Source organism: Candidatus Taylorbacteria bacterium, from assembly GCA_039934295.1.
Classification (GTDB): Bacteria; Patescibacteriota; Minisyncoccia; order Phycocordibacterales; family HO2-43-120; genus HO2-43-120.
On the sequence record JBDTMN010000023.1, the window covers coordinates 1 to 7,848 of the forward strand.

At 46.4% G+C, this 7,848-nt stretch carries 4 protein-coding genes; 2 read left to right on the forward strand and 2 right to left on the reverse strand.

Features of this window, described 5'->3' with window-relative positions; all coding sequences use genetic code 11:
- Window positions 1-19 precede the first annotated feature (19 nt).
- Entirely contained in the window at window positions 20-2,239 is a 2,220-nt protein-coding gene (topA, locus tag ABI430_05190; GenBank protein ID MEO8638262.1) for a type I DNA topoisomerase, read from the reverse strand.
- A gap of 248 nt (window positions 2,240-2,487) precedes the next feature.
- Between topA and ABI430_05195 the strand changes: the two genes are divergently transcribed.
- Complete coding sequence (locus ABI430_05195; GenBank protein MEO8638263.1) at window positions 2,488-2,904, forward strand: hypothetical protein; 417 nt, start codon at window positions 2,488-2,490, stop codon at window positions 2,902-2,904.
- Between the two features lie 213 nt (window positions 2,905-3,117).
- Window positions 3,118-5,403: an AAA family ATPase gene (locus ABI430_05200; protein ID MEO8638264.1), complete on the forward strand. Its 2,286-nt coding sequence runs from the start codon at window positions 3,118-3,120 to the stop codon at window positions 5,401-5,403.
- Between the two features lie 322 nt (window positions 5,404-5,725).
- Here ABI430_05200 and rnr read toward each other — a convergent pair whose 3' ends face one another.
- A complete protein-coding gene (gene rnr / locus ABI430_05205) occupies window positions 5,726-7,753 on the reverse strand; it encodes a ribonuclease R (protein ID MEO8638265.1) in 2,028 nt (675 codons plus the stop codon).
- Between the last annotated feature and the right edge of the window lie 95 nt (window positions 7,754-7,848).

Sequence of the window (7,848 nt, forward strand, 5' to 3'; positions counted from 1 at the left end):
AGGTTGCATGCTCATAAATCTACTTATTGGCTTTATGCGGGTTGTGGTTGGGACAAACTTTGTTGGAGCAACGTTCAGGTATGGTTTTGGTGCCTTCCATCATGAGCGAGTGACACATCGGGCAAATGCGTCCCGTCGGTTTCGCTTTGATTGCATTCTTGCATTTTGGATAGTTGGAACAACTGTAAAAGAGACCGAACCGTCCGCGCCTCTCCGTCATCATTCCTTCTTTGCAAACAGGACACAACACGCCAGTAGAGTTTCTTTTTTCAAGCTCCGCGTCCTTTTTGATATACTTGCATTTTGGATAATTTGAGCACGCGATGAATCTTCCGAATTTACCGTCTCTTTCAATGAGCTTTCCCCCGCAGAGAGGACAGAGCTCGCCTGTTTCAACTGACCCTTCAAGCTCGACTCCTTCAAAGGTGCGTGCACCAGCGCAGTCCGGAAATCGGGCGCAGCTTAAAAATTTGCCGGCTTTTCCCAGCTTGATTATCATTGGTCCCTTGCAGACGGGACAAGGAAATTCTATAGGCCCCGCCCCCAGATTTGTAATTCGCTCAATTTTGTCCTTTGACTTCACGTCCTTCGAAAAAGGTTTGTAAAAATCGGAAAGCGTTTTCTCATAGCCCCGCTTGCCAGTTGCGATATCGTCGAGTTTGTCCTCCATCTCCGCGGTGAAGGTGTCGCTTATGTATTCGCTGAAATACTTTTCCAAAAATGAGCTCACCACGTCACCTGTATCGGTCGGCTTTAGAGCCTTACCGCCTTGTGGTGGAAATTTCTCCACGTATCCGCGATCGATAATTGTTTTTATGATGGAAGCGTAGGTCGAAGGGCGGCCGATGCCTCTTTTTTCAAGTTCTTTAACCAGTCCAGCTTCGGAATATCTTGGAGGAGGTTCGGTCATTTTTTCTTCCGTCTTCATTTCAGTGAGCTTAAGCGGATCGCCTGTTTTCACTTTCGGCAGTTCGACATCCTCTCCGCGAGCCGCCACATCAACCGCGAGCCAGCCCGGAAAAAGCGTTCGGGAGCCGTTTGCGATAAAATTCGGCACAGCAGGGTCGGTGACGCCAGCAGATATGCGGGTGCGAAGAATTTTTGCATCGGCCATCTGCGACGAAATGGTTCTTTGCCAAATCAGGCGGTAGAGTTTTTTTTGTTCGTCATTTGCTCCCGCGCTTTCATGTGCGAAATTGGTGGGACGAATGGCTTCATGCGCCTCTTGCGCGTTCTTGCTTTTTCTCGCGAATACACGAGGAGAAAGATATTCTTTGCCAAATTTATTTTCAATTGTCGCGTATATTTGAGCAAGCGCAGTTGGAGCGAGGTTCGTGCTGTCTGTTCTCATGTAGGTCACGAGTCCCGCCTCATAGAGCCTCTGGGCCACCTGCATTGTCTTTGACGGGGCAAAACCTAGTCGTGAGCTTGCAGATTGTTGAAGAGTTGAGGTGATAAAGGGCGCGCGGGGAGAACGTTTTGCCTCCGTCTCAACCACGTCTTTAATTGACCAGGGATTGTTCTTACCGATTTCCATAATAGCGTCAACTTCACTCTTTTCGGTCGGCTCTTTTTCGCAGGTAAAAAGGACGGGCTTCTTGTCTGCCGTCTCCGTGTCCGCAGTTATCACCCAAAATGCGTGCGAGATGAAAGCGCGAATTTCACGTTCGCGCTCCATGAGGATGCGGAGAGCGGGGGATTGCACTCTTCCTGCGGAGAGGCCGTATCTGACTTTTTTCCAAATGAGCCCCGACAGGTCATAGCCCACCAATCGGTCGAGAACCCTCCTCGCCTCCTGCGCCCTGCGCAAATTTTCGTCAATGTCCCTTGGGTGTTTTAGCGCTTCCTCGATAGCTTCCTTCGTAATTTCATGATACGTAATCCTTTTGATTTTTTGTTTCGAATTTCGTGCTTCGGATTTCGAATTTCCCAGACTCTCTTTTAGGGTCTGGGCTATGTGCCACGCTATCGCCTCTCCCTCACGGTCGGGGTCGGTAGCAAGAAGAATCTCGCTCGCGTTTCGGGCGAGCGACTTAATTTCGGCGACAACTTTTTCTTTTCCTGGCGATATTTCATACAGGGGAATAAAACCGCCATCTATGTCGATTGCTTTCTTGTTGCTCTTTGGCAGGTCTCGGACGTGGCCGACCGAAGCCTTTACAATATATCCGTCGCCCAAATATTTTGAAATTGTTTTCGCCTTTGCAGGCGACTCCACAATCAATAATTTTTGATTCATGTTTTAAGTATTACACGGATTTAAAATTTTTTGCAACTTTCAACTATTCTAATTCAATGCTACTTTTATTTGCTGGAGCAAATAAAAGTAGAAATGGGTGATGTAAAACGTTTCAGATATACCCCAATAAATATTCGACATTTTGAAGATAAATGGTACTATATGGTTCGGGCTGATGCTTTGCATTGGCGAAACTGCACAAAATATTAAAAAACTATAGCCAAAGTAAGCCATTCCGAGAGGAAATTATGGTACACACGTGGTCACTTAGTCTAAGCGCAGAAGTTCGCAGACTCCTCGAACGTAGTCCGAATTGGAGCAAATCGCCGGGAGTCTTCAAAACGTTGAACTTTGGTCCGTATCTTCTTGTCTCGCACATGTCACCTAGTTCTGCGCGCTTGGCGTTTGAGAAAGAGCTGTGGGAAGAAAAATTGACAAAGTATTTGGACGGTCAGTCGAGCGAGTCGAAGGCACTCCAGGATAAAGTGCATAGGGGAGATCATGCTGTCATCGCCATCGACCTGTATAAGAAGGATACCAAAGCGCCACGAATGAAGCTCACTGTTACAAAAAAGGCTCGAGACAAGAACAAACGTTTCCGGTTCGTACTCCGGGTCGGTTTTTCTTTAGATGGCAAAGTCGAGGATATTTCGAGCCATATGTAGTGACTCTGCACATGTTTTCCAATGAGCGCACTGCCACAAGCAGTCGCTTTTTTTTGTCAGGCGTTTCTTTCGCATTTTCCCCTTTATGCTTTAAGTCGAAAAATGCATTTAGCTTTGCCAAAGAAATTTTTCGACCCAGGAGGCGATTTTACTCAATCGCACAATTTTTACATTACGGTGCAAAAATCACCATAATACTTTATACTTAACTTTATGCATTTAAAATCCCTAGAGCTCTCGGGCTTCAAGTCGTTTGCGAAAAAAACCATCCTTGATTTCAACACATCGATAACCGCTATTGTCGGCCCCAATGGTTCAGGCAAGTCGAATGTCGCGGAAGCTTTTAGTTTCGTTCTCGGCGAGCAGTCGCTGAAGTCACTTCGGGGAAAAAAGGGCGAAGACATGATATTTAACGGCGGGAGCAAGTCGGGCAAGATGAACCGTGCGTCCGTAAAGCTCATTTTCGACAACACAAAGAGGATGCTTAATGTGGATTTTCCGGAAGTTTCTCTGGAGCGCGTCGTGCACAGGGACGGAATTAATGAATACTCCATAAACGGCACGCAGGTCAGACTTCGGGACATAGTTGAACTTTTGGCCGGCGCTCACATCGGCTCGACCGGACACCATATTATTTCTCAGGGAGAGGCGGACAAGATTTTAAATTCCAATATGAGAGAACGGCGGGACATGCTCGAAGATGCGCTCGGGCTTAAAATTTACCAGTACAAGAAAGCCGAGTCATTTAAAAAACTCGAGAAAACCAAGGAGAATGTGAAGTCAGTCGAAAGCCTGCGTCGAGAACTCGCGCCACATCTGAATTTTCTGAAAAAGCAGGTTGAAAAAGTGGAGAAGGCGAGGGAAATGAAAGAGGAGCTCCAAACTCTTGCTCGCGAATATTTCAAAAGAGAAGATATTTACATCAAAGGAACGCGAAAGGATATCGAAATCGCAAGGAGAGAGCCTGTACGGGAACTTTCAAAGCTTGATGCGGAGCTCGCGAGCGCAAAAGAGACTTTTTCCCGTTCAAAGAATGAGTCAAGCCGGAGCAGGGAACTTCTAGAGATTGAGGAAAAATTATCAGGTTTGAGGCGCGTTCGCGATGACCGCGGGCGAGTGTTGGGTCGCATTGAAGGCGAAATCCTCGGCCTCAAGAAAAATATAGAGAGATTAAAGCTCGCCCTTTCGCAGGACGAGAATAAAACCGTGTACCTAAAAGATGTCCTTGAAATGGAGAAATCAATGGGAGTTCTCGCGAGCGAGGCGGAGGCGGAAAGTGAAATGGGCGCTTTGAAAACCATTCTTCACAAACTCATGACGCTTGTTCGCGATTTTATTCAAAAAAACAGGGGCAGATCGGACACGAAGGAAATTAAAGAGGCGGAGAATGAAATTGCAGTGCTCGAAATTGACAAGAGTAAAGTCGACGAAGAGATTGAGGCCGGTAAAGGAAATGAATCGCTCCTCCAAGATGCCTATCTTCATTTGAAAACAGAAATCGAGAATGAAAAAAGGGGCGGTTTTGAAGCCGAAAAGGAGATTCTAAAGATAATGGGAAGACAGCAGGAGCTAAACTCCAAGCTCATGCAACTTAAGGATGCTGAGGAGAGACTCAATATGGAGGAATCAAATTTTAAAGTGGAGCTTTCGGAGGTCGGGATTTTGGCTGGGAGGGAAGCGGTGGACTACCGAGATTTTATCGTGAAAGATTCAGGCGGAGCGGGGGTTTCAGAAGAAAATATGAGAATCGAGAATCGCCAAGGGCAGTTGGATAGAAAAAAAGTGGTGGAGCGCATTAAAATTCGCCTCGAAGAATTTGGCGGGAACAATGATGAAGTGCTCAAAGAGTATGGGGAAACGGAAGAGCGTGACAAATTTCTTGAACGGGAGCTCATTGATTTGGAAAAAAGCGCAGACTCTCTCCGCACGCTCATAGATGAACTCGAGTTAAAACTCGATGTCGAATTCAAAGAGGGTGTCCTGAAGGTGAATGAGAAATTTCAGGAATTCTTTGCGCTTATGTTTGGAGGGGGTAGTGCAACACTGCGCGTTGTCAAAGAAGAGCGCAGGAAGAGAAAAAGTGCGCTCGATGAACTCGAAGGAATGGAAGAAACTATTGAGGACGAGGAGGAAGAAGAGATGAAAGAGGGAATTGATATTGAAGTCAATCTTCCCGGAAAGCGTATCAAGGGTCTCCAGATGCTCTCGGGAGGGGAGAGAGCGCTCACATCTATTGCCCTTCTCTTTTCCATGAGCCAGGTCAATCCTCCGCCATTTATTATTCTTGACGAGACGGACGCGGCACTCGACGAAGCAAACTCCCGAAAGTACGGGGACATGGTTGAGAATCTTTCCAAGTATTCACAGCTTATTTTAATCACCCATAACCGCGAAACAATGTCTAGAGCCGGCATTCTTTACGGAGTGACAATGGGCTCCGACAGCGTTTCAAAGCTTCTCTCCATTGCTTTTGACGAGGCGGTGAAGGTGGCGAAATAAAATTGAGAATACGAATTTTTTAAAGGATTTCGTTTGAGAAAATACAAAAAAGGCTTATAAAAGCATTCACTATAACGAGACAGTCAAAATAAAATAGCGCTCGTCCTATCCCCGTAGCAGAGCTAGCGGGTATTCGGCGAGCGCATTTTATTTTGAGAACCCCTCGGTTCTCAACGCTCGCAGACTCGCTACTTTCCGCCACGGGGAAACTCCCGTTTCCCCGACCCCCTTCCCCAAACTCCGCATTTATCCCCACAGCAGAGCTGTGGGGAATTCTGCTGATTTATTAAACATTATTTTCTCTGACGCTACACGTTACTCGCTACACCAATTTGTAATCCAGCGTCTTCCTTTCGAGGTCAGCTTTGACGACAGTGAATTTCACTTTGTCTCCGAGCGTAAATCTCATTTTTTTCTTTTCCCCGACGATAGCATAATTTTTTTCATCAAAATTATAAAAGTCGTCTCCGAGGTCGCGGATCTTGACCATGCCTTCGCATTTCGTCTCTTCGTCCTCGACATAAATACCCCATTCGGTCACGCCCGAAATAGTTCCGGCAAAGGATTCTCCGACGTGCTCTTTCATATACTCAACTTGCTTATATTTGATTGAAGCTCGCTCGGCTTCCGCCGCCATGATTTCCCTCTTGCTTGAATTGCCCGCCATTTTTTCGTAGAAAGCCATTTCGTGGTCGCCGATTTTTTTTCCCTCAAGATATGCATGCAAGACGCGGTGCACTAAAAGGTCCGGGTATCGGCGGATGGGGGAAGTAAAGTGAGCGTAGTGCTTGAAGGCGAGCCCGAAGTGTCCGATGTTTCTCGTTGAATAGATTGCCTTTGCCATACTGCGGATGGCGGCGGTCTTCACAAGAGATTCGTGAGATTTTCCCTGCACGTCCGCGAGAAGTTTTTTGAGAGATTTGGAAGTTATTTTTCCATCGTGACTTTCGAGGTCATATCCTAAAGCTTTAATAAAAAGGGAAAGGTCAGCCAGTTTTTCCTGGTCGGGAAAATCGTGAATGCGATAAATAAAAGCTCCTTCCTTATGTTTTTTGGACGAGTTCTCGCGGAAAATAAATTCAGCCACTTTGCGGTTAGCGAGAAGCATGAAGTCCTCGACAAGCTTGTGAGTCTCGAGTCTTTCCTTCCGGTACACGCCCAAGGGCTTACCTTTGGGGTCGAGGTCAAAACGCACTTCGTCCTTTTCAAAATCAATGGCTCCAGCCGAATACTTTTCTTTTGCGAGAATTTTAGCAATACTGTTTAAGGTGTTGAGTTCGTAAAAATATTCGCCCGATTTTTGGTCGAGCACCTCCTGCGCTCCCTCATAGCTAAATCGCTTGTCGGACTTTATGATTGACTTCCCGAACCATTCTTTGGCAATTTTTCCGCCACTCGTCATTTCGAAGACCGCGGAGAAGGTCAACTTGTCTTCATTCGGGTTCAAACTGCAAATATCGTTTGAAAGAATCTCGGGAAGCATTGGAATCGTGCGGTCCACGAGGTAGACGGAGAAGGCGCGCTTGGCCGCCTCGCGGTCAAGCGCGGAGCCCTCTCTCACATAGTGAGATACATCCGCAATGTGCACTCCGATTTCAAATAATCCGTCCTTAATTTTCTTGAATGAAATCGCGTCGTCAAAGTCCTTGGCATTTTCGGGGTCAATGGTGAAAGTAAGCGTGTCTCTAAAATCTCTTCGCTTTCGAATTTCGGCTTCAGGAATCGGTTTCTCCTTTTTTTCAATTTCATCCGCTTCTTTCTCCACCGCTTCGGGAAAAGTCGTGTCAAAACCTTTTTCAAATATAATAGACTCCATCTCGACATTGTGCTCTCCGCGCATTCCGAGAATCTTGATAATTTCCCCTTCGGGGCTTTTGTCTTCCTGCCACTTTGTGATTTTTACCAGAGCCTTGGTGTGAGGCTCGAAGTTCTTGCCTCCGTGCGTGATGATAACATCCTGATACATCCGATGATCGTCGGGAATGAGAAACAATTTCCCTTTTTCTTTTTCAAGCGTGCCGACGAGCTGTTTTTTGGCTCTCGACAGAATTTTTACAACTTCACCCTGCGGTCTGAGGTCCTTCATTGAGCGAGCACCCGACTTTGTCGGGTGCTCTAACCTTTTGTCATCATTTTTAGTCAGTCTTATTTCGACTTCATCATTGTGGTAGGCTCCGTGCAGTCTCGATTGCTGGATTTCAATATCGACTTTAGAATCAGGAATTTCAACATAGCCTACGCCCTTGCCGGAGACGGAAATAGAGCCGAGATATGACTTCGATTCTTGCCTATGAGGAGTTCCATTCGACTGTTTTGTCTTGGAGTGACTCTTCCGATTTTTGTTTTTCATATGGGGTAATATAGCAGAATTCCACAAGCGATGCGAATCTGTGTATAAGGCCACCCATCTTTGCACTCTCCGCCTCTCGTTAGTTGATAACGGTT

What these genes read in the sequence shown, in the direction of transcription:
- topA (MEO8638262.1), bottom strand. Translation starts at nt 2,239, where the DNA reads ATGAATCAAAAATTATTGATTGTGGAGTCGCCTGCAAAGGCGAAAACA.
- ABI430_05195 (MEO8638263.1), top strand. Translation starts at nt 2,488, where the DNA reads ATGGTACACACGTGGTCACTTAGTCTAAGCGCAGAAGTTCGCAGACTC.
- ABI430_05200 (MEO8638264.1), top strand. Translation starts at nt 3,118, where the DNA reads ATGCATTTAAAATCCCTAGAGCTCTCGGGCTTCAAGTCGTTTGCGAAA.
- rnr (MEO8638265.1), bottom strand. Translation starts at nt 7,753, where the DNA reads ATGAAAAACAAAAATCGGAAGAGTCACTCCAAGACAAAACAGTCGAAT.